This window comes from Actinoalloteichus hoggarensis (assembly GCF_002234535.1).
In the GTDB taxonomy this organism is placed as follows: Bacteria; Actinomycetota; Actinomycetes; order Mycobacteriales; family Pseudonocardiaceae; genus Actinoalloteichus_A; species Actinoalloteichus_A hoggarensis.
Genome location: NZ_CP022521.1, coordinates 837,804 through 858,411 on the forward strand (window position 1 = coordinate 837,804; position 20,608 = coordinate 858,411).

A 20,608-nucleotide genomic window follows, 5' to 3' on the forward strand; every position below is an offset into this window, starting at 1 on the left:
GGAATCCGCCGGCGACGAGGCGCGGCGGCCGGGTCGACGCAGGCGCCCTGCTCACCAGCCCGCGGGCAGCGGGCGGCCCTCGGCGAAGCCCGCCGCGGACTGGATGCCCAGCAGCGCCCGCTCGTGGAACTCCTCCAGGGTGTGCGCGCCCGCATAGGTGCAGGCGGAGCGGACGCCGGAGGAGATCTCGTCGATCAGATCCTCGACGCCGGGGCGCTTCGGGTCGAGCAGCATTCGCGAGCTGGAGATGCCCTCCTCGAACAGGCCCTTCCGTGCGCGGTCGAACGCGCTGTCGGCGCGCGTACGAGCCCCGACGGCGCGCTTGGACGCCATGCCGAACGACTCCTTGTAGGCCCGGCCCGACTCGTCGCGACGCAGATCGCCCGGAGACTCGTAGGTGCCCGCGAACCACGAGCCGATCATCACCGAGGCGGCGCCCGCCGCCAGGGCCAGCGCGACGTCACGCGGATGCCGGACGCCGCCGTCCGCCCAGACATGCCTGCCCAGGGCGCGGGCCTCGGCGGCGCATTCGGCGACGGCGGAGAACTGCGGCCTGCCGACGCCGGTCATCATCCGCGTCGTGCACATCGCGCCCGGGCCCACGCCGACCTTGACGATGTCCGCCCCGGCCTCGACGAGATCACGGACGCCCTCGGCGGTCACCACGTTGCCCGCCGCCACCGGCACCCTCGGGTCCAGGGCGCGCACCGCCCGCAGCGCGCCGAGCATCTTCTCCTGGTGTCCGTGTGCGGTGTCCACGACGAGGGTGTCGACACCGGCTTCGAGTAGTGCCGCCGCCTTCGCGGCCACGTCGCCGTTGACCCCGACGGCCGCGGCGACCCGGAGGCGGCCCGCCGTGTCGAGCGCAGGCTGGTAGATCCCCGCGCGGAGCGCGCCGAGGCCCGTCAGCACACCGACGAGTCGGCCGTCGGCGTCGACCGACAACGCGGCGGTCGCCTGCCTGCCGTGCAGCCGGTCGAAGACCTCTCTCGGCTCGGTGCCGGTGGACACCACGACCAGTTCGGTGTCGAGCACCTCGCCGAGTCGGGTGAACCGGTCCACGCCGGTGCAGGCCGCCTCGTCCACGGTGCCGACCGGTCGATGGTCGTCGTCGACGATCACGACCAGCCCGTGTGCCCGCTTGGGGAGCAGGTTGAGCGCGTCGGCCACCGAGTCGTCGGTGCGCAGCACCAGAGCGGTGTCCCACACGGAATGCCGATGTTTGACCCAGTCGACGATCTCCGCGACGGCCGCGGGCGCCACGTCCTGCGGCAGCACCACCAGACCACCGCGCCGCGAGACGGTCTCGGCCATCCGCCTGCCCGCGACCGCGGTCATGTTCGCCACCACCAGCGGCAGCGTCGTCCCGGTGCCGTCCGACGTCGACAGGTCCACGTCGAAGCGGGACTCGACCTCGGAGCGCCGTGGCACGAGGAAGAGGTCGTCGTAGGTCAGGTCATGGGCGGGGCGGTGTCCGTCGAGGAACTGCACACCGGCAGCTTACGGGCCGTCGCCGCCTCGGGGCCCGCGTCGCGGGCCGCCTGCGCCTGCGTGGCCCGGCCCCGGTAGACGGTCGCGGCGACCCGCACCGCCGCACGCAGCCGGTCCGGGGTCAGGCCCGCGTAGCCGAGGACCAGACCGGCGAACGGGGCCGCTCTCGTCGGATCGCGCAGATAGTCGGTCAGTGGCGGAACGGTCACCCCCGCCCGCGCCAAGGCCTCGCTCAGCTCCGTGTCGTCGACGCCGTCGGGCAGCCCGGCCACCAGGTGCAGGCCCGCGGCCACGCCGATCACGCGCCAGTCCGGCAGACAGCGGGTCAGCGCGTCGACCAGGGCGTCCCGGCGATGTCGGTTGAGGCGACGGGTACGGCGCAGATGCCGGTCGTAGCCGCCATCGCGGAGGAGACGGGCCAACGCGGCCTGGTCGATGGTGCTGGAGCCGAGATCACGCAGCAGCTTGACGCGCGCGACCTCGGCCCGCACGTCCGGCGGCGGCACGAGCCAGCCGAGACGCAGGGCCGGGGCCAGCGTCTTGGACACGCTGCCGAGGTAGGCGACGTGATCGGGCGCCAAGGAGCGCATCGCCCCGATGGCGGCGCGGTCGTAGCGGTGCTCGGCGTCGTAGTCGTCCTCCAGGATCAGCCCGTTCACCCGGCGAGCCCACTCCACGAGGGCCAGCCTGCGGTGGGGGGCCAGTGCCACGCCGAGTGGGAACTGGTGGGCCGGAGTGACCAGGACCGCGCGCGCGGTCGTCTCGGCCAACAGGTCCACGCGAAGCCCGTCCTCGTCGACGGGGATCGGCACCGCGGACAGGCCGACCTCCGCGAACAGGCGAGGCTGGCCGGGGTGCCCCGGGTTCTCCACGGCGATCTCTCGATGTCCACGCCCGGCCAGGCAGGCCCCCATCAGTGAGAACCCTTCGGCGGCGCCCCTGGTGACGATCACCTCGGCCGGGTCGGCGTGCACGGAGCGCACCCGTCCCAGATAGGCCGCCAACTCCGCACGCAGGGCGTGCAGGCCGACCGGGTCGGGATAGCCGAGGTCCGCGTCCGGCAGCTCGGCGAGTCCGGCGCGCACCGCCGAGACCCAGGCGGTGCGGGGGAAGGCGGCGAGCGCGGGCAGCCCGGGCCGCAGGTCCCAGGCCCCGGGCGGAGCCTGCGGGTCGACGGCGGCCCGTGGTTCGGCGCGCCGGTCGACGATCTCGGCCACCGAGGTGCCCGACCCGCGGACGGCGATCAGGTATCCCTCGGCGACGAGCTGGGCGTAGGCGCTGGTCACGGTTCCTCTGGCGAGGCGGAGTTGAGCGGCGAGATCCCGGCTGGACGGCAGCCGGGTCCGGGCGGCGAGTCGTCCGACGCGGATGCCGTTTCGCAGGGCCTCCGTCAGCGTCCGCTCCCGACGTCCTCGGGTCGCCTCGGACATCTCGGGCAGCAGCAGCTCGCGCAGGGTGGTCCAGTCCGCAGGCATGAGAGTGGACCTTATCTCTGGACCGCTTTCCGGAGACGCTGCTGCCATGACGTCGGGAATGCCGTCCTTCCCCGCCCGCGGCCAGTCCCCGTCGCCCGGCGTGGCGATCGCGGCGGGTCTGGCGGGCATCGTCCTGGTCGGGGGCTCCGTGCCGGTCACCGGGCTGTTGGACGACTATCCGCTCTTCGCCGCTCAGTCCCTGCGGTATCTGATCGGGGCCGCCTGTCTGTCGGGGTGGCTGCTGTCACGTGAGCGGGTGTCGGCGGGACGGCAGGCGGCGGAAGGGACCACGGCGCGGCGCGTCGCCGCCGGGCCGCGGAATCACGGGCCGTCGAGCCGTCGGCCGCGTCGGTGGTCGTGGCGTCCTCGCACACCGGCTTCTCGCTCGCCGAGTCCGCGGGTACCGGACGTCCGAGAGTCGGATGACGGCCCCCCGTCGACCGTGCGGCTGCGCCCTGCCGGGCCGTCGTCCGGCCGGGCGCCGTCCGTCGGCCCGCCGTCCGGGGCGTCGGCGAGTCCCGAGCCCCCGCACGTCGCCCCCGTCCGGGGGCCGGGCCGCCGGACGGCAGGCCTGCCGATCCCCGGTCTCCGTGACCTTCTCGCGCTCACGGCGGTGGCCGCGACCGGCATGGTGGGCTTCAGCATCCTCGTGCTGCTCGCCCAGCGGCATGCCGATCCCGGCCTGGTGGCCGCCGTGGTCGGGGCGGCGCCGCTGCTGATCGGCGTGCTCGCCCCGCTGGCGGCGGGCAGCCGACCTGGTGGCCGGGTCGTCCTCGGCGCGGTGCTGGTGGTGGCGGGCGCCGCGGTGCTCTCCGGCGGCGGCTCCTGGCAGGGCCCCGGGCTGTTGCTGGCAGGTCTCGCCCTCGTGGGGGAGGCCTCCTTCACCCTGCTCGCCGCCGGGCCCGTGCGGCGGCTCGGCGCGATGGCGACGGCGGCGTACGCCTGCCTGCTGGCCGGGGTGGGCGCGGGCCTGGTCAGCGTGGTCGTCGAGGGGCCGTCGACCTGGCGGATCCCCGAGGTGACCGAGACGGCCGCCCTGCTGGTGCTGGGCGTTCTGGTCACCGCCGTCGCCTTCGCCTGCTGGTTCCACTGTGTGTCGATCGTCGGCGCCGATCGCGCCTCGCTGCTGATCGGTGCGATGCCGGTGGCGGGGCTGACGGCGGCGGTGCTGCTCGGCATGCAGGGTCTCACCGCCGCCGCGGTGCTCGGCGCGTGCCTGGTGGCCGTGGGCTGCGTCCTGGGGCTGGGCGCACGACGTCCGGGGCACCGGACCGGTCGGCGCCCGGGCGCCGGTGCGGCCCCGATCCGGGCCGAAGCGGATTCGGCATCGGAGGATTGACGACTCGAACACCTCCCGGTCCGAAGGACGGCGCACGCGCGGCGACGCGAGGTCGAGGACACGGCCGGGCCGCCGAGGGCAGCCGGGGCGGGGACCGGCGGCGAGCGATGCCCGGCAGGCCGAGTCGCGTGCGCCGGGCGGGTCGCCACCGGCTCCTGCGGCGGGCGATCTCCGGTCCCGTCTCCGACGTATGTCCGGCCGCGCCGGCCTGCCCGCCGCAGGCACCGCGCGGCAGGGACGTCGTACTCCGCTAACCCGACGTCCATCTCCGTGTCGGACGGCCCTGCCACGCTCGAGACAGACAGGCGCGGCGGGCCCGCGGCGCCGGGACGACCCGAAGGGACTGGTCGATGGTCCGGACATCCACGTTCACGGCATCACTGCTGATCGGGGCGGTGCTCTTCACCTCCGGCATCGGACAGGCCGCCGCCACACCGGCCCCCGTCGCTCCCGCCGCGCAGGCGGTTCCCGACGTCGACCTCGCGGGGCCACCTCATCGCGGGGACTTCGACATCCAGGCGCATCGCGGCGGGATGGCCTACCTGCCGGAGGGCACGCTGCCGGCGTTCGAGAACGCCCTGCGCATCGGCGTGACGACGCTGGAACTCGACATTCAGATCACCGCGGACGGGCGCGAGGTCGTCACCCATGACCGACTGATCAACCCGGCCAGGTGTCGTGACACGGCGCCGGTGTTCGAAGGCGATCCGGATTTCCCCTACGCGGGAAGGTACGTGCACACGTTGACCTTCGCTCAGGTGCGCACCCTCGATTGCGGATCGCAGACCCACCCGGACTACCCGGAGCAGCGGCCGGCACCCGGCGAGATGATGCCGACGCTGCGCGAGGTCTTCGCGCTCGTCCGCCGTTGCGGGGCGCACGACGTGCGCTTCAACATCGAGACCAAGGTGGAGGCGGGGGCCCCGGAGGAGACCGCGCCTCGGGAGGAGTTCGTCCGCGTCGCCGCCCGCGAGATCCGCCGGGCCGGGATGCTGCACCGCACCACGATCCAGAGTTTCGACTGGGGCGCGCTGATGCTGATGCGCCGGGTCGAGCCCCGGCTGCCGCTGATCGCGCTCACCGAGCCGAACTTCCTGCAGGTCGGCGAGCCCGGCCGGTCACCGTGGCTGGGCGGCCTGGACATCGACGACTTCGACGGCAGCCCCGTTCAGGCGGCCCGATCCTTCGGCGCGAGCGCGTTGTCCCCGGTGCACGGCACCCCGCAGCACGGCGGCGTCGGCGATCCGGACTACGTGCCCTTCACGACCAGGGAACTCGTCGAGGAGGCCCATGAGGCGGGCATGACGGTCGTGCCGTGGACGATCAACGACACGGCGACGATGCACAAGCTGATCGACGACGGGGTGGACGGCATCATCACCGACTATCCGCGACGGCTGCGCGCCGTGGCGGCCGAGCACGGCTTCGAACTGCCGAAGCGCTATCGCCACGGCCACTGCGGCGGCCGAGGCTGAGGACGTCGGCGCGGCGCACGGGCCGGTCGGATCTGCCGCGCAGACCATGACCGGCCCGTTCGCCGTCGAACCGAGCGGACGGCGGTCAGCGCGTGCTGTTGGTCATCCGCAGCACGTCCAGCGCCTCGTCGAGCTGCTCCAGCGTGAGTCGGCCCGCCTCGACGTGGCCCCGCTCCAGCACCACCTCGCGGATCGTCTTGCGTTCCTTGAGGGACTGCTTGGCGATCGAGGCCGCCTCCTCGTAGCCGATGTAGCGGTTCAGGGGAGTCACCACGGACGGCGAGGACTCCGCGTACTCCTTGGCGCGATCCTCGTCGACCTCGGTGCCCGCCACGACCTTGTCGGCCAGCAGCCGGGCCACGGACGCCAACAGCCTGCAGGACTCCAGCACGTTCCTGGCGATCACCGGAAGCATGACGTTGAGCTGGAAGTTGCCCTGCGAGCCCGCGAAGGTCACGGCGGAGTCGTTGCCGATCACCTGCGCCACCACCATCATGGTCGCCTCGGAGATCACCGGGTTGACCTTGCCGGGCATGATCGAGGAGCCGGGCTGGAGGTCGGGCAGCCGCAGCTCGGCCAGGCCGGTCCTCGGCCCCGAGCCCAGCCAGCGCAGGTCGTTGGCGATCTTGAACAGCGAGACGGCGACGGTCTTGAGCTGACCGGAGACCTCGACGACGCCGTCCTGAGTGGCCTGCGCCTCGAAGTGATCGCGGGCCTCGGTCAACGGCAGCCCCGTGACGGAGGCCAGCTCGTGCGACACCGCCGCGCCGAATCCGGCCGGAGCGTTGAGGCCGCTGCCCACGGCCGTTCCGCCGATCGGCAGCTCACCGAGCCGCGGCAGGCTGCTCTGCAGGCGTTCGATGCCGTAGCGGACCTGGGCCGCCCAGGCCGCCGCCTCCTGACCGAGGGTGATCGGCACGGCGTCCATGAGGTGGGTGCGGCCGGACTTGACCACCTGCGCCCACTCGTCGGCGCGCTTGCTCAACGTCGCCGCCAGGTGCTCCAGGGCGGGGATCACGTCCGTGACGACCGCCTCGGTCGCGGCGACCCGGATGGTGGTCGGGAACGTGTCGTTCGAGGACTGCGAGGCGTTGACGTGATCGTTCGGGTGAACGTCACGCCCCGCGCGCCGGGTGGCGAGGGTCGCGATGACCTCGTTGGCGTTCATGTTCGACGAGGTGCCGGAGCCCGTCTGGAACACGTCGATCGGGAAGTGTGCGTCGTGCAGCCCGTCGGCGACCTCGCCCGCCGCCTCGGCGATGGCCTCGGCGAGATCGGCGTCGAGCACGCCGAGCCTGCCGTTGACCCGGCCCGCGGCGGCCTTGAGCAGCCCCAGCGCTCGGATCTGGGCGCGTTCCAGGCCGCGACCGGAGATGGGGAAGTTCTCCACGGCCCGCTGGGTCTGTGCCCGCCACAGGGCCTCGGCGGGCACCCGGACCTCGCCCATGGTGTCGTGTTCGATGCGGAACTCGCCGCCGTCGGCCGGAGCGCCACTCTGCTGCTCTGTCATGGCTCCTGTTTGTACCGGTTGGGTGCATCGGTGGGCACCGCGACGTCCGACACATAGCCTGGATGTAGCCCACACCACAGTGCCGGGGGCCGGCGCGGAGCGGAGCGGCGATGGCGGCGGATGACGGCCACGAGGTCGATCTGCTGGTGCTCGGCGCGGGGCCCGCCGGGCTCTTCGCCGCGTACTACGCGGGATTCCGCGGACTGTCGGTGGCGATCGTGGACGCGCTGCCCGAGGCGGGTGGACAGATCACGGCGATGTACCCCGAGAAGATGATCTTCGATGTCGCGGGCCTCCCCGCCGTCCGAGGCCGTGATCTGGTGGCGTCGCTCGTGGCCCAGGCCGACTCGGGCGCCCCGACCTGGCTGCTCGGCAGGCAGGCACGCACGCTGCTCACGCTGCCGGACGGTCGACTTCGCATGGGGCTTGCCGACGGGGTGCTGATCGACGCGCGGGCCGTGCTGATCACGGCAGGCCTCGGCGAGTTCCGACCTCGGCCGCTGCCGGGCGCCGGGGAGCGGGTGGGCGGCTCGGTGCTGCACTTCGTGCCGCAGCCCAGGACACACGAGGGCGAGGACGTCGTCGTGGTCGGCGGCGGGGACTCGGCGTTCGACTGGGCGGCGGCGCTGCATCCCCTGGCCCGCAGCGTCACCCTGGTCCACCGGCGCGCTCGCTTCCGCGCTCATCCGGCGATGGTGCGGGACGTCCGGGAACGGGGTGTGTCGATCATCACCGACGCGGAGGTCGCCGAACTGGTCGACGGACCCGCCGGGCTCAGCGAGGTGGTGATCCGGTTCGCCGACGGTGAGATCAGGACCCTGCCCGCCCAACGGGTGATCGCCGCGCTGGGATTCGTCGCGGACCTCGGTCCCATCGAGAGCTGGGGGATCGACGTCGCACAGCGGACCATTCCCGTCGACAGCACCATGCGGACGTCGAGGGAACTGATCTACGCGGCCGGGGACGTCACCTCCTATCCGGGGAAGGTCCGGCTGATCGCCACCGGATTCGGCGAGGCCGCCACGGCGGTCAACAACATCGCCGTCGCGCTCGATCCCGCCGCACACCTCTTTCCCGGTCATTCCACGCAGGCGTGACGGCCGCCGACACAAGGCGGCCGTCACGCCGGACTCAGGTGCGGATCAGACGCGGATGTGCGACTGGATCCAGCTGTAGTGCGCGCTGACGTCGGTCGCGATCGTCACGCCCTGGCCGCAGATCGGCGAGGCGCCGTCCACGCCGGGGTAACCCATCCGCGCGGTGAGGCCCGCCAGGTAGGTGAAGCCGCTCCGCTCCGCCAGCACCGGGCCGCCGGAGTCGCCGTAGCACGGGCCGGTGCCGTGGGCCGCCACGTGGCACAGCTCGGTCTCGGAGTTGAAGCCGCTCTCACAGCCGAGACGGTTGTCGATCAGGACGTCGAGCTCCTGGAGGATGTCGGCCTGGCCGCAGCCGCCGGGCTCCGCACACTGCTGGCCCCAGCCGAGCAGGAGGCCGTACTGGTCGTCGGCGGGACGACGCGCCTGCAGCGTGATGGGCTGAGCGTCGGGCACCGGGCTCTCCAGACGGAGCAGCGCGATGTCCATGTCGATCCGGGTGACCTCGGAGTCGTCGTAGTCCGGGTGGATGACGATCTCGGTGAAGTCGACGACGGTGCCGCCCTCGTGGCCGTTGATGCTGCCCACGCGCAGGCTGTTGCCGTCGGCCCTGCCGCCGTAGACGCAGTGCGCCGCCGTCACGACCCATTCCTCGTCGATGAGGCTGCCGCTGCAGCCGAGGGAGCCGTCGGGGCGGATCAGCGTCGCGATGAACGGGTAGTCCTGGGTCGCGTCCCGACCCCCGACGACCATCGTCTCGACGCGGTCCGCATCCGAGATCAGCGTGTCGGCCTCGGCGACCGGCGTACCACTCGTGTCCACGTCCTCGGATGCCGCGGCCGGTCCCGCCGTGGCGATCAGGACGGGGGCGACGGCGGCGGCGAACAGCGCCGCGATGGACTTTCGGAGTCGCATGAAACCTCTTCTCGTGGGCGAACGGTGCGCCCAGCGTCGAAGAGGTCGGTAAATATCTGGTTGGCGTCGCAATCGGGTGGAGCCTGATACTGCGGCCCGGGGCCGGGGTGCCGTCCGTCCTCGGCCGGGAACCGCCATGTCCGGCATCCTCGTCCCAGGCCTCGTCGGCGAGCGGGCCGGTGATTCCGGCGACCACGCCCGGTGCGCGTCGACGGGAACGCGGTCCGCGCGAATGAGATCACGCCGCGACCGGCCGATGCCCTGATCGCCGCGGCTCCGTTTCCGGCGGGCTGCCCACACCCCGCCGTCGCGCGACCGAGGCGTGACGACCACCGGAGCACGGCGGCCGTCACGCGACGGGCATCCGGAGGTCGGACGCGGAGGTGCGACTGGATCCAGCTGTAGTGCGCGCCGACGTCGGTCGCGATCGTCACGCCTGAGCACAGGCGGGCGCGCCGCCGTCCTCACCGAGGTAACCGATGCGGGCCGTGACTCCCGCCAGGTAGGTGAAGCCGCCCCACTCTGCCAGCAGCGGGCCGCCGGAGTCGCCGTAGCACGGGCCGGTGCCCTCGGCCGACAGGTGGCACGGTTCGGTCTCGGCGTTGAATCCGTACGCACAGTCCATCCGATCGTCGATGAGGGTGTCCAGCTCTTGGAGGATGTCGGCCTGGCCGCAGCCGCCGGGCTCCGCGCACCGCCGGCCCCATCCGAGCAGGAGGCCGTACTGGTCGTCGGCGGGGCGCCGGGCCTGGAAGGCGATGGGCTGGGCGCCGGGTACCGGGCTCTCCAAGCGGAGCAGCGCGATGTCCATGTCGAGGCGGATCTCCTCGGTCGCCGCCGCCGGTCCCGCCGTGGCGATCAGGACGGGGGCGACGGCGGCGGCGAACAGCGCCGCGATGGACTTTCGGAGTCGCATGAAACCTCTTCTCGTGGGCGAACGGTGCGCCCAGCGTCGAAGAGGTGGTAAATACCTGGTTGGCGTCGCAAACAAGCGGTCGTGGACGGGTTCGGACGGCGCCGCTCATCCGGCGGCGCCGGGTCCATCTCGACCGGCGCACCCGGCTTCCCATCGTGGTGTCGAACCGGCCGCGCTCGGGTGCTGCGCCGGCGGCCTGCTCAGGCGGCGGCGAACACCATCGCGCCGAGCACGAATCCGAGGATGGTGGCCGCGATCGCGGCCGGGATCGCCCACTTCGCGAGGGACCTGTCACCCATGGCGTAGCCGACGACCGCCAGGATGATCGCCGCGGGGCCGAACACGATCGGGAAGAACAGCGTCGCGACGGCGGCCAGGACGAAGCTGATGATCGTACAGACCCGAGCGCTGGTCACCGTTCCTGCCTGCGAACGGGGAGACGATGCTGCCTGCGTCATGTGTCCTCCAGATTCTCGAAGGGCAAAGAGCGTCGTGCCGCCTGAGGTCCCCGGTGGAGGAACGGATGAAACCGGTTCTGTCGATCTTCCGCGCTGAATCCGAGGAGCGTCGTCGGAGGCGGTGACGCGGTTCGTTCCGGTCGGCCGCAAGGGCTCGGGCGACTGCCCCCGCCGCCCTCCGCCGGGCGGGCCGGGCCGTCCCGCGGTGACCATCCCGGTGACGACGGCCGCAGACCGCCCGGGCGCGATGCGCGTCGACTCGCTCAGGGCAGCGGGGCCTCGTAGTCCGGCTGCTCGCCCGCCGAGCCGAAGTCGACCGAGGCGTACTCGCGCAGCTTGCCGATGCGGTGATACCCGTCGATCAGGCGGACCGTTCCCGACTTCGACCGCATCACGATCGACTGCGTGGTGCAGCCGCCCGCGCGGTAGTGCACTCCGCGCAACAGGTCTCCGTCGGTGATGCCGGTGGCACAGAAGAAGACGTTGTCCCCGCGTACCAGGTCGTCGGTCTCGAGCACGCGGTCCAGGTCGTGACCGGCCTCGACGGCCCTGGCCCGCTCCGTGTCGTCCTTCGGCCAGAGCCTGCCCTGCATGGTCCCGCCGAGACACTTCAGCGCCGCCGCCGCGATGATGCCCTCCGGCGTCCCCCCGATGCCCAGCAGCAGGTCGACCCCGGTGTTGGGTCGGGCGGCCGCGATGGCGCCCGCCACGTCGCCGTCCGAGACGAACCTGATCCGGGCGCCCGCCTCGCGTACCTCACGCACCAGGTCCTGATGACGGGGCCGATCCAGGATGCACACCGTGACGTCGGAGATGCCGATCTGCTTCGCCCTGGCCACTCGGCGGATGTTCTCCGCGACGGGGGCCGCGATGTCCACGGACGAGGCCGCCTCCGGGCCGACGGCCAGCTTCTCCATGTAGAACACGGCCGAGGGGTCGTACATCGCGCCCCGCTCGGCGACCGCCAGCACGGCGAGGGCGTTGGGCATGCCCTTGGCCATCAGGGTCGTCCCGTCGATCGGATCCACCGCCACATCGCAGTCGGGTCCGTTGCCGTCGCCGACGGTCTCCCCGTTGAACAGCATCGGGGCCTCGTCCTTCTCCCCTTCGCCGATCACGACGACGCCGCGCATCGAGACGGTGCCGATCAGCTTGCGCATCGCGTCGACGGCGGCCTGGTCGCCGCCGATCTTGTCGCCCCGGCCGACCCAGCGACCTGAGGCCATCGCCGCCGCCTCGGTCACCCGAACGAGCTCCATGGCGAGGTTACGATCCGGCGCCTCTCGGCGGGGCGCGGCCGGGTCCGGCTCGGCGAGTTGGGTCACTGCGGGCGGCGGCGTGCTCATGGCGTCTCCCGGGATGGCGGTTCCCGCTCGATTGCAGAGCAGGGGGAGTAACGATGTTGGCAGAGATCACCGGGGCGTGGGGGCCGACGCGGCAGTGGATCGAACAAGGTGTCGCTCCCCACTCGACCGAGGGGCACGATTGCCCCGATCGGGCGTCGCCTGCTCGCGTCTCGGGGGTCCGCCTACCGGGTGACCTGCGGTTCCGCTCGACGGTAGCGGCCGTCGCCGTGCCGGCGGCCGCGACGCGGGTCGAGCCTGCCCTGGCCACACCTTCGCCCGGCCGAGCCGACGCTGTTCGACGGCGCGCCGCCGCGGGCCCGGGCACCGCCCTCGGGAGGCACCGGGGCCGGACCGCCTCGTCGGCACTTGAGACGATGGGGGCGTGACCGCGCCGAAGACGACCCCGCCGCCGCTGCAGAAGCCGAACCGGGCGTCGCTGACCGGCAAGGACATGGTCGGATCGATGCTCATCCTCGCGGCGATCATCCTGCTGGGCGCCGGGCTGCTCGGCAGGTGTTCGTTCAACCCGACCGGACCCGACCCGGCCGACATTCCGGCGCCGACCGTCGACGTCGCCGCAGGACTGGGGCGCGCGGTCGATCGGGTCGACTTCCCGGTGCGGCAGCCCGAGCTGCCCGAGGACTGGCAGGCCACCACGTTGCGGGTCAACGAGATCGATCCCGCCGGTGTGCAGGCCGTCCGGATCGGCTGGCTCACCTCCGACGGATCGTACCTGCGCCTGTCACAGTCCGACGCGGACGAGGGGACACTCGTCGCCTATGAGACGCGGCAGGCGGCGGTGGGCCAGGGCATGGTGTCCGCCGCCGGGCATGACTGGGTCCATTACCTCGGAGAACGCGATGAGACGGTGTGGGTGACCGAGGTCGACGGCAGTCGGATCCTGCTCACCGGGACGGCGACGGAGACCGACTTCCAGGTGATGGCCGAGGCGGTCGTCGAGGCGGAGGTCCTGCCCGCGCGGTGAGCGCCGGCGAGGTCGTTCGAGCGGGCGAGGTCTTCTCGGGCGGCCGCGCGGTCGCCGGTGCCCCGTGACCGGGATTCCAGGGACGGGCTCGGTCCCGCCCGCCCGGTGACGGCTCTGGGCCGCCGGATGATGATTGCGTGAATGGCGCCTGGCCGGAGGGGCCTGACCCGGGCCGTGCCTGACCGGAGGGCGCCGCCCGGAGAAGGCCGCGTCGGACGGTGCCCACCCCGGACGGTGCCCACCCCGGACGGTGCCCGGCGCGGCGGACCCTTCGGCGTTGCAGAGTCCCGTCGGGCCGAGTCGCCCGGCTCGGCGCCGCGTCCAGCGGCGCGCCGGTGGTGCGAAGGGGCCGGCGATCGGGGCCGGACGGCCCTGCGGCCCGCCGCGTGCGTCACCCCCCACCCGAGCCGGCCAGCCGCGCCGCGCTGCCGCTGCCTGCGGCCCCCGCCGCACCGCGCTGCCCCGCCGCGAACCGGCCCGGAGGTCATCCGCTCATCGGAACGGGGCACCCTCTGCCGAGATCGCGCCGCGATCCGGGTTCGCGGACGCCGCCGTCGTGGCGCCGCTCGACGGTCTCCGCGTGACGGGGTAACGCCGACGCCGTCGGCGACCAAGAACTGTCGTCAATGGCCACGGCGATCGGGTGACGCAATGACAGCAGAGCGATCCGACGGGGATCTCATACGAATATCGCATGATCAGGACGCCTTCGAGGCCTTCTACCGGACACACGTGGACGCGGTCCAGCGGTTCATCGTCCGCCGCGTCGACGATCCGCACCTCGCGGCCGACCTGACCGCCGAGGTGTTCCTGGCCGTGATCCGATCGGCGCACACCTACCAGGCCCGTCGTGGCAACGAGGCCGCCTGGCTGTTCGGCGTGGCTCGCAACGTCGTCTCGGCCGACCGGCGCCGTCGAGCACGGGGAACGGCCGTGGTCAGCCGCATCGCGGGTCGTGCACTGGTCGACGAGGACGACATCGCCGCGCTCGTGGACCGCATCGACGCCGCGGCGTCGGCACGCAGGCTCGCCCGCGGCATGCAGGGACTCTCCGACGGCGAGCGGGCGGTCCTCGAACTGACGGCCCTCGACGGGCTGTCGATCTCCGACGCCGCGAAGGCCCTCGGCATCTCCTCGGTCGCGGCACGGGTGCGCCTGCACCGCGCCCGCCGCCGGATGCGCGGCCATCTCGCCTCGACGGCGCATGCCACCGCGACGAACCACACCGCGACGAACCACACCGCGACGAACCACACCGCAACGGAGGTACGGACATGAGCAGCGATCGAAACGGGACCGGCCGGTTCCAAGAGCGCCTTCTCGTCGAGCTCAAGCAGGTGGTCTCCGAACAGGCCGCCCGGCAGCCCGCGCTCGCCGCGGCGTCGACGGGCGGTCTCGCCGCCCGACTCGGCCGCCCCCGGCTGGCGGCCGCGGGCCTCACCGCCGTCGGCACGACCGGCGCCGTGGCGCTGATGCTCACTGTCGGCGGCGCCGGAGCGGCGGCGTTCGCCGTCGACGAACAGGACGACGGCATGGTGCGCATCGAGATCTCCGATCTCCGCGACGCCGACGGCTTGGAAGGTGCCCTCGCCGAGGCGGGGATTCCGGCGACGGTCGACTACCTCCCCGAAGGAATGATGTGCAGGCAGCCCCGCTTCGCCGCACACGACATGCCGGGCGGCGACGGTCCAGAAGAGCCGACGAGCGCCGCGGTGGGCGGCGTCGACGAGGAGGGCGGGGCCTCCACCGGCGGAGGCATGGCAGCCGAGTGGAGCGCCGACGGCGAGTCGTTCGAGTCGTTCGGTGGCGACATCCCCACCGGGGGCGTCCCGTCGGGGGGGACCGTGGTGGAGATCGGGACGGACGAGGACGGACAGACCTACGCCGCCTTCACCCTCGACCCCGCCGAATTCCGCGACGGCCGGTCGCTGGTGATCGAGACGACGGGCTCCGACGACGTCAGCGGCCTCTCGATCGCGACCGGCGACGGCGAGGTGCTGCCCTGCGTGGAGATCGAGATTCCGGCGGATCAGCTGCCGCCCGAGGGCGAGGACGGGATCTCGGACACGGAGGAGGTGTCGGAAGGCCGCCTGGGTGAGCACCCCGACGACGGTCTGGACGAGGACGTCGTGGTGGAGACGGACGAGGTCGTCGCGACCAGGCCCGCGAGCTGACCACGAGGAAACCGGGCTCCCAGCGGCGACGCTGACCGGGGGTGTCGGCTCGCGGCAGGCGTAGCAGCCCGCCGCGAGCCTGTCCGGCGTGACGCCGGCGGTGCTGCCGTGGCGAGGATCGCGGAGCCCGACCCGTTCGGGACGGCACTGGTCTCCGGCGGTCTGGTCGCGTCGGTCCACGCGATCGTCGAGGCACCCCGGCGCGGCCTGTTCGACGTGGGGATCGAAGCCGGTGTCGACGTGCACGCCGCGTCGACGGGGCGATCGACCGGGGCGAGTTCGGGTCGCGTGTCATCGCCGCACGCGCACACCGGCATGGCCCGCCTGGGAGAGCTCGACGGCTTCGAGCGGAACGCCGTCCACGGCCTCGCCGAGCGGCGGCCCGTCCTCATCGTGGTGGACGGGGCAGCGACTCGCCGAGGCCACGGCGTCGTGTCCGGGGGCGGTCGCTCGGCGGGCGGGGCACGTCCGGTGGTGGACCGTCGCCGCGGGCCGGGTGATCCGGCGTCTCGTGCGTGGCGGCGCACCGCGGACGAGCGGCTTGCAGGCTTGGACGAGCGGAGGGAACGGCGGTCGGCGCGGCGGTGGCGCCGCGTGTCGTCGGGCGAGGGCGGGCGGCGCGATCGCGGCGGTTGGCGGCGATCCGCTGGTGTCGCGGGAGCCTGCGGTGCTCGGTGTGATCCGAAGAACGCCGAGGGGCGGCCGGACGAGGACGGCTCGTCGGGTCGCGTGCCCGGCACGGCTTTCCGCGCCCGGGATCGAGGCACTCATTCCGGGGTGCTCGGCCTCTCGACCTCCCCGCCCCGTGTCCTCGGTGTGGCTGCCTGCCGTGCTCGCAGCAGGACCACCGCGGCGGGCGGCCGAGGGCACCTGTCCCGATCCAGGGCGGGCGGGGCCCGATGGCGGGGGTGGACCGGCGACAGGCACGAACCGACAGCCGGCCGGGCGCGCCGCGACGGCACCCCGGGCGGCATGGACCGGCCGACAGGGATCGCCGCCTCGGCGATGCGACGTCCGAGTCCGCGGAACGAGCCGGGCGCCTGATCGCCTGCCGTGTCGCCTGCCGGAGTTCAGCTCTCGGAGTCCTCCGGGGGTGTCACCGAGGCGAGGGCACGTTCCACACGGTCACGCGCACCCGCGAGCCGACGCTCGCAGACGGTGGCCAGCGCCTCGCCGCGTTCCCACAAGGCCAGGGACTCCTCCAAGGACAGCCCGCCCTGTTCCAGTCTGCGCACCACGTCGGCCAGCTCGTCCCGGGCCTGCTCGTAGCCCATCGCGGCCTGCTCCGCGTCCGGCTCCACGGCGGCGGCCGTCGACCGCTCCTCTTGTTCGCTCACACCGTCGAGCTTCCCAGGCGACTGCCCAGGGAGACCACCGCGGTGGCGACCGTCTGGTCGTAACCGCTCACGGCCTCCGCGAACTCCTCGCCGTCGCCCTCGTCGACCGCCGCACCGATGCGCCGCGTCGCCGCGGCCACCCGCAGCCCGTGCGCGGAGTCGTTCCAGCGATCCCCGCCCGCGGCCGAGGCCAGCGCGGCTGATAACGCCAGCAGATGAGCGCTCAGATCACGCCGCGCCGGGGAGTCGCACCCGGCGAGCAGTCCCACCCAGCAGTCGGCAGCCGCCAGGTCGGCCGCCTCGGCTCTACGCCGTACCGTGTCGTCCTCGGGCATCCGCCCGGGGTTGTCGGCGCCGGGCATCGAGGTTCTCACCGCAGCCAAGGTGAGGGGAAGAAAGGTGGGCTTGCTCGCCGGGTAGGGCACCACTACCTCCGGTCACCGCTGTCGGTCGGTTGTGTCACGACGGCTCGCACCGCGCCGTCGACCACCCGCACCCGCAGCACCGTTCCCGGCGAGGCGTCGGCGATGGATGTGAGCACCCCGGCAGCTCCATCCGCGTCAACACGCTGTACGACCGCATAACCACGAGCCAATGTGGCAGCGGGTCCGAGAGTGGTCAATCGGGATCGGGTCGCATCGAGACCAGACTCCGCGGTCGACAACCCCGTCAGCACCGCACGTAGGCCGCGCTCGCGCAATGTTGCCACTTCCTGCGCCCGGTGTGCCAGTGGCGCGAGGGGAGACGCCAGCACCGGTCTGCTCCGCAGCGACGTCAGCAGTCGGGTCTCCCGGTCCACCCAGCCGTGCAGCGCGCGGCGACCGCGGTCCCGCAACAGACTGATCCGGGCGACCTCCTCCGCCATGTCCGGTACGACCCGCTTTCCCGCACCCGTCGGCGTGGAACAGCGAAGATCCGCGACATGATCCACGAGCGGGGTGTCCGGTTCGTGGCCGATCGCGCTGACCACGGGCGTCCGGCAGGCGGCCACGGCACGACACAGTGTCTCGTCCGAGAACGGCAGCAGATCCTCCACACTGCCTCCGCCTCGGGCCAGCACGATGACCTCGACGGCCGGGTCGGCGTCCAGCTCCCGCAGCGCCGTGACGATCTGCGGCACCGCCGTCGTTCCCTGCACCGCGACGTTGCGCACCTCGAAGCGCACCGACTGCCAACGTGCGGTGGCATTGGTGATCACGTCGTGTTCCGCGGCCGAGGCACGGCCGGTGATGAGGCCGACCTTGTTCGGCAGGAACGGCAGCCGTCGCTTCCGCGCCGGGTCGAACATGCCCTCCGCCGCGAGCAGCCTCCGCAGCCGCTCGATGCGCGCCAGCAGCTCGCCGATGCCCACCGCCCTGATCTCGTCCACCCGCAGGCTCAGCGTGCCCCTGGCAAGGTAGAACGTGGGCTGACCGTGCACGACGACCCGCGCCCCGTCGGTCAGCGGCGGACTCGCCGACCGCACCAGCCCGGCGGGGCAGGTCAGGGTGAGCGACACCTCGGCAGCGGGATCACGCAGCGTCAGAAACGCCGTTCCCGTGCCGGGACGTGCCGAGATCTGAGTGATCTGCCCTTCCACCCAGACCGAGCCGAGGCGGTTGACCCAGTCGGAGATCTTGCGGGCGACGGTGCGTACCGGCCATGGCTCGCTCGGGGAGGTGGGCGGGGCGGCAGCGGCACGTGCCTGCGATGCGGAGCCGCTGGAACCGGGGACCTCAGGCGACGGCGTCACTCGGCGCCCACCGTGACCAGGCGGTTCGACAGCATTCGGACATAGGCGGGCCGGGCCCGCCCGGCCCGCTCGTAGGAGAGCAGCGCGCGTAGCTGCTCCGGCGAGAGGCTGCGCAACCTGCCCCGAAGCTGAGCGAGACTGAATGCGTCGTAGCCCGTGACCGGCGCATCGGAGGGATGCGCGGAGTCCTCCTCCGGCACCACGGCCCCCACGAAACGGGCGGGAGTGGAATCGCCGCTCGGCGCCTCCACGTCGTCGGACGCGAGAACGGCTTGGCCCCTGGTATCGGCTTCGGTCCCGCGCGGGCCGCCTGCCGAGCCGCGGTCGGCCGCCGGTCCGGCCGCGGTCGGCTCGGCCGCCGCCGGTCTGCGCTCGGCCGAGCGTCTACCCGCCGAGGCACGGCCGCGGGCCGCAGGCGCGTCGCCGAGGACGGGATCGCGCAGGGTGATCTCAGCGGGGCCGGCGGCACCGAGGTCCGCATCGTCGCCGTCGTCGGCGCCGCTGCCACCGGCGCGCCCGTCCTCGGATGCGGAAGCGGTGGAGCGTCGGTCCGCCGCCGAGACGTCATCGGCGACATCATCGCCGGGGAGATCCTCGTCGAAGGTCGCCCACTCGGGATTCTCCTCGGGCGGTTGCAGTCCGGACAGTGCCTCGTCGCCCTTGATGGCGAGTTCGGTCACCTGCTGCTGGACCCGCATCGACAGGGAGAGCGCCTGACTGACCACCGTGACCGGCAGTCCCGCCAGCTGCTCGGGGAGCCTGCGGGCCTGCTCGACGGCGGTCACCGCCAGACCCGCGGCCAGCCGAACGGGTAGTGGCAAGTTCGTCATGCTCCCAGCGTGCCGTAGGTGGGCGTGGCTGCACAGCGCGAACCGGCAAATCCGGCACCCTCGCCGCCGGGCGGCTGGGTGGGCTCGACCGGGGGAGGTCCGTAGGCTGGGGCCATGACCGCCTCGACGCCAGAAGCCTCCTCCGCGCAGCCGGCCGGCGAGCCGATGCAGGAGCAGGCCGAGACGACCGCCCGTAAACGTGTGCTGCTGGCCAAGCCACGTGGCTACTGCGCGGGCGTGGACCGCGCGGTGATCACCGTCGAGAAGGCCCTCGACACCTACGGCGCCCCGGTATACGTCCGCAAGGAGATCGTGCACAACAAGCACGTCGTGCAGACGCTCCAGGATCGTGGCGTGATCTTCGTGGACGAGACCGACGAGGTCCCGGAAGGCGCCCTCGTGGTGTTCTCCGCCCATGGTGTCTCGCCCGCCGTCCACGAGGAGGCGGAACGGCGCAACCTGCGGACCATCGACGCCACCTGTCCGCTGGTGACCAAGGTTCATCAGGAGGCTCGGCGCTTCGCCCGCGACGATTACGACATCCTGCTGATCGGCCACGAGGGGCACGAGGAGGTCGAGGGCACCGCGGGTGAGGCTCCCGACCACGTGCAGCTCGTCGATCGGCCCGAGGACGTGGCCAAGGTGGAGGTCCGCGACCCGTCGAAGGTGATCTGGCTGTCGCAGACGACCCTGAGCGTCGACGAGACCATGGAGCGAGTCGACCAGCTCAAGGAACGCTTCCCGGAGCTGCGGGACCCCCCGTCCGACGACATCTGCTACGCCACCCAGAACCGGCAGGTCGCCGTGAAGGCGATGGCCGCCGAATGCGAACTCGTGCTGGTCGTCGGGTCGCAGAACTCGTCGAACTCGAAGCGACTCGTCGAGGTCGCGCTGCAGTCCGGCTCCGATGCCGCGCATCTGATCGACTTCGCGCACGAGATCGACGAAAGCTGGCTCGAGGGCGTGACGACCGTCGGAGTCACCAGCGGCGCCTCCGTGCCCGACGTGCTGGTTCTTGGTGTCCTGGACTACCTCGCGGAGCGTGGCTGGGGCGAGGTCGAGGAGGTCACGACCGCCAACGAGAAGATCACCTTCGCGCTGCCTCGAGAGCTCCGGCAGGCGATGTCCGACGTTCGCTGAGGCCGCCGAGGCTCGGCTGCCGGGCCGGGACTGCCGGGCTCGTTCGTGGGCGGGGTGAGTCCCTTCGACCGTCCCTGCCGTTCCGCTCTGTGCCCTGTGTCGTTCGTGTCCTGTGGCCGGGTGCCGGTGGGCCGCGTGCGTGTCGCTCACGACGATGGCGCGCCGGTTCCGGCCCGGTTCGGGTCGGCCCGGTTCGGTTCGGTTCGGCCCGTTCGGTTCGGTTCGCACTGCCTCGGTCCGGCCGGGTCGCGGTCCGGCCGGGTCGCGGTTCGGCCCGGCTCGGTCGGGCCCGGCCCCGCGCAGCCGGGGCGGGCGGGCGGAGTGTCGGGTCGCGTGTCCGGGTCCGGCCGGGGATCCCGCTCGGCCAGTTGCGCCCGGCGGGCAGACCCCC

The 20,608-nt window shown here is 72.7% G+C and carries 18 protein-coding genes; 7 read left to right on the forward strand and 11 right to left on the reverse strand.

The genetic code is table 11. The features are described from left to right. Positions 1-51 precede the first annotated feature (51 nt). Positions 52-1,491: a GuaB1 family IMP dehydrogenase-related protein gene (locus AHOG_RS03905; protein WP_093940134.1), complete on the reverse strand. Its 1,440-nt coding sequence runs from the start codon at positions 1,489-1,491 to the stop codon at positions 52-54. Then, a complete protein-coding gene (gene pdxR / locus AHOG_RS03910) occupies positions 1,452-2,966 on the reverse strand; it encodes a MocR-like pyridoxine biosynthesis transcription factor PdxR (RefSeq protein WP_093940135.1) in 1,515 nt (504 codons plus the stop codon). The genes AHOG_RS03905 and pdxR overlap by 40 nt, the downstream gene beginning before the upstream one ends. A gap of 46 nt (positions 2,967-3,012) precedes the next feature. Between pdxR and AHOG_RS03915 the strand changes: the two genes are divergently transcribed. Both AHOG_RS03915 and AHOG_RS03920 read left to right on the forward strand, forming a co-directional pair. Next, positions 3,013-4,305: a DMT family transporter gene (locus AHOG_RS03915; protein WP_093940136.1), complete on the forward strand. Its 1,293-nt coding sequence runs from the start codon at positions 3,013-3,015 to the stop codon at positions 4,303-4,305. A 350-nt stretch (positions 4,306-4,655) separates the two neighbouring features. After that, a complete protein-coding gene (locus AHOG_RS03920) occupies positions 4,656-5,780 on the forward strand; it encodes a glycerophosphodiester phosphodiesterase (protein WP_093940137.1) in 1,125 nt (374 codons plus the stop codon). 85 nt (positions 5,781-5,865) lie between these two features. On the opposite strand, the gene AHOG_RS03925 is transcribed toward AHOG_RS03920, so the two are convergent. Next, on the reverse strand, positions 5,866-7,290 hold the full coding sequence (locus AHOG_RS03925) for a class II fumarate hydratase (protein WP_093940138.1): 1,425 nt from the start codon (positions 7,288-7,290) through the stop codon (positions 5,866-5,868). A gap of 110 nt (positions 7,291-7,400) precedes the next feature. Here AHOG_RS03925 and AHOG_RS03930 point away from each other — a divergent pair, with 110 nt between their 5' ends. Then, positions 7,401-8,387, forward strand: coding sequence for an NAD(P)/FAD-dependent oxidoreductase (locus tag AHOG_RS03930; RefSeq protein WP_093940139.1), 987 nt, complete (start codon positions 7,401-7,403; stop codon positions 8,385-8,387). Positions 8,388-8,432: 45 nt separating this feature from the next. Here the strand turns inward: AHOG_RS03930 and AHOG_RS03935 are convergent, their stop codons facing one another. The 4 genes from AHOG_RS03935 to glpX all read right to left on the reverse strand — a co-directional run bounded on the left by AHOG_RS03935 (position 8,433) and on the right by glpX (position 11,932). Continuing rightward, positions 8,433-9,299 (reverse strand): S1 family peptidase, encoded by an 867-nt coding sequence (locus AHOG_RS03935; RefSeq protein WP_157736617.1) that lies wholly within the window; start codon positions 9,297-9,299, stop codon positions 8,433-8,435. A 430-nt stretch (positions 9,300-9,729) separates the two neighbouring features. Further along, positions 9,730-10,215: a trypsin-like serine protease gene (locus tag AHOG_RS03940; protein WP_093940141.1), complete on the reverse strand. Its 486-nt coding sequence runs from the start codon at positions 10,213-10,215 to the stop codon at positions 9,730-9,732. A gap of 200 nt (positions 10,216-10,415) precedes the next feature. Further along, complete coding sequence (locus AHOG_RS03945) at positions 10,416-10,673, reverse strand: hypothetical protein (RefSeq protein ID WP_157736618.1); 258 nt, start codon at positions 10,671-10,673, stop codon at positions 10,416-10,418. A gap of 263 nt (positions 10,674-10,936) precedes the next feature. Next, the gene (gene glpX / locus AHOG_RS03950; RefSeq protein WP_245856826.1) at positions 10,937-11,932 is read right to left on the reverse strand and encodes a class II fructose-bisphosphatase; all 996 of its coding nucleotides are present in this window, start codon (positions 11,930-11,932) and stop codon (positions 10,937-10,939) included. 469 nt (positions 11,933-12,401) lie between these two features. Between glpX and AHOG_RS03955 the strand changes: the two genes are divergently transcribed. The 3 genes from AHOG_RS03955 to AHOG_RS03965 all read left to right on the forward strand — a co-directional run bounded on the left by AHOG_RS03955 (position 12,402) and on the right by AHOG_RS03965 (position 15,178). Beyond that, positions 12,402-13,004 carry a DUF4245 domain-containing protein gene (locus AHOG_RS03955; protein ID WP_093940144.1) on the forward strand — a complete coding sequence of 201 codons (603 nt, stop codon included), beginning with the start codon at positions 12,402-12,404 and terminating at the stop codon, positions 13,002-13,004. Positions 13,005-13,655: 651 nt separating this feature from the next. Continuing rightward, on the forward strand, positions 13,656-14,282 hold the full coding sequence (locus AHOG_RS03960; RefSeq protein ID WP_093940145.1) for an RNA polymerase sigma factor: 627 nt from the start codon (positions 13,656-13,658) through the stop codon (positions 14,280-14,282). Further along, on the forward strand, positions 14,279-15,178 hold the full coding sequence (locus AHOG_RS03965; protein WP_093940146.1) for a hypothetical protein: 900 nt from the start codon (positions 14,279-14,281) through the stop codon (positions 15,176-15,178). The genes AHOG_RS03960 and AHOG_RS03965 overlap by 4 nt, the downstream gene beginning before the upstream one ends. 1,070 nt (positions 15,179-16,248) lie before the next feature. Here AHOG_RS03965 and AHOG_RS03975 read toward each other — a convergent pair. Genes AHOG_RS03975 through AHOG_RS28250 form a run of 4 tightly spaced genes read right to left on the reverse strand, consistent with a single transcriptional unit; the run spans position 16,249 to position 19,077 of the window. Then, a complete protein-coding gene (locus AHOG_RS03975) occupies positions 16,249-16,479 on the reverse strand; it encodes an exodeoxyribonuclease VII small subunit (protein ID WP_281258092.1) in 231 nt (76 codons plus the stop codon). Between the two features lie 32 nt (positions 16,480-16,511). Further along, entirely contained in the window at positions 16,512-16,889 is a 378-nt protein-coding gene (locus AHOG_RS03980; RefSeq protein WP_245856549.1) for a sugar ABC transporter substrate-binding protein, read from the reverse strand. Positions 16,890-16,942: 53 nt separating this feature from the next. Further along, a complete protein-coding gene (gene xseA / locus AHOG_RS03985) occupies positions 16,943-18,247 on the reverse strand; it encodes an exodeoxyribonuclease VII large subunit (RefSeq protein ID WP_093940148.1) in 1,305 nt (434 codons plus the stop codon). Beyond that, positions 18,244-19,077 carry a lipid droplet-associated protein gene (locus tag AHOG_RS28250; RefSeq protein WP_157736619.1) on the reverse strand — a complete coding sequence of 278 codons (834 nt, stop codon included), beginning with the start codon at positions 19,075-19,077 and terminating at the stop codon, positions 18,244-18,246. Before AHOG_RS28250 ends, xseA begins: the two co-directional genes overlap by 4 nt. Positions 19,078-19,242: 165 nt before the next feature. Here AHOG_RS28250 and AHOG_RS03995 point away from each other — a divergent pair, with 165 nt between their 5' ends. After that, positions 19,243-20,217, forward strand: coding sequence for a 4-hydroxy-3-methylbut-2-enyl diphosphate reductase (locus AHOG_RS03995; protein ID WP_093944132.1), 975 nt, complete (start codon positions 19,243-19,245; stop codon positions 20,215-20,217). The last annotated feature ends 391 nt before the right edge of the window (positions 20,218-20,608 follow it).